The 1,547-nt window shown below is 27.0% G+C and carries 1 protein-coding gene; it reads right to left on the reverse strand.

What is annotated here, in order from left to right:
* On the reverse strand, positions 1 to 1,547 hold a 1,547-nt coding region (locus C9J34_RS20930; protein WP_153062665.1), incomplete at both ends, for an Eco57I restriction-modification methylase domain-containing protein.

The raw sequence follows: 1,547 nt of genomic DNA on the forward strand, positions 1-1,547 counted from the left end.
CTTTTTATAACTATTTTTTTCTCATCTACTATTGGACTAAGTTCACCATTTAAATTATATAATTCAATGAACACTTCGTTTAAAAATTCTTCATTAACTTTTAACTTATGATATTGATGTTCTTTATATTTTTCCCATTCTAGATACGTGTCTTCTAACAAATTATTAGAATATTTCAAGAAAGGGTGTACAATAAAATCCATAGAATTTTCAAATGAATCCCAATCATCTTTGGAAATTTCAACATTCTCTTCTACAATTTTTTCAATATCGACTTGTAATTTTTTGTAAGGCATTTTTGCTACACTACCGTTAGTATAATGCATTGTTGACATAGTAAATTTCGCGAAGTAATTAAATACATTACTATTCATATATCCAAGAGTTTCCATTATATTCTTACAAAAGAAACTTGGGCCAGTAGCTTCGAATATAAATCCATCGGGATAGTATCTAGCCCCAAAATCTCCGGATGTTAAATCAGACCATCCAATACTTTCTTTAAAATAAAATCTTTCATTCCTAATATTAGCGGATTTAAGTGATTTTAATTTTTCTCCATTATTCTCCCAATCTATTAAATAATTTTGATTACCATACCATTTTCTGTATGATCCACCTTTGTTCAAGGGGAACCATTTCTTATTAATTTTATCTTTAGAAACTTCAAACCAATGTCTTAAATATAAATCATTTTTTCCTGTGTCTAATCCCTTTTTAGAAAATCCTATATTTGATAGAATCTCACTATTCTTAAAAGCATTAACTACATTATCGCTTGCCCAATATGCTATTGGTTTGCCCGGAATTAAGTTTAATTGATTTTGATTAAATGAATATCTATAGTCCGAATTCGGATTTTTAACAGCTTCTAGAGTTTTTATATATTGATTATCAATTCCTTTAAATGATTCTAACCTAATATATTCACCTTTTTTATCAACTTTATAATTACGTAGAGTAAACATACATACTGGTACCATGGCAGCTTCAAAACCGTTATACTCTAACTGAACTAAACTACTAATGTTTTTACTTTGAATTATAGTCTCTCTTAACTTCTCATAGGTAGATATAAACATCCAAACAAATGGTGTTAAATATCCCATTTGTCCACTCTCTTTTGTTAATTCAAAAGTATATTCAATAAAAGCTGAAAATATATCAGATTTAGTATTAGGATATTCTTTATCTAAATATTGGGTTAGTTCAGATGGTAAATACTTATTTCCCGCATAAGGAGGGTTAGTAACAGTAACGTCGTATTTAGCTGTCATAACCTTTACTTGCTTAATTAGTTGTTTTAAAACTCCAATTAGCTCATCTTTCATATGATAATTAAATAAATTTTCATGACCACTTTCTATTTTTATTAAAACATCATTTAAAAAAAACTCATCAAATTCTTCAATCTTCAATAATGAGCCAATAGCTTTAGCATGATTAAATTGTTTAATAAATTTAATTAATTTTTCAAACGAAAAATCATATTCTTCAGCAATCAATTTTAATTCCTGTTCATCTATATCATTCGTTTCATAAATATT

This window comes from Metasolibacillus meyeri, assembly GCF_003049505.1.
In the GTDB taxonomy this organism is placed as follows: domain Bacteria; phylum Bacillota; class Bacilli; order Bacillales_A; family Planococcaceae; genus Metasolibacillus; species Metasolibacillus meyeri.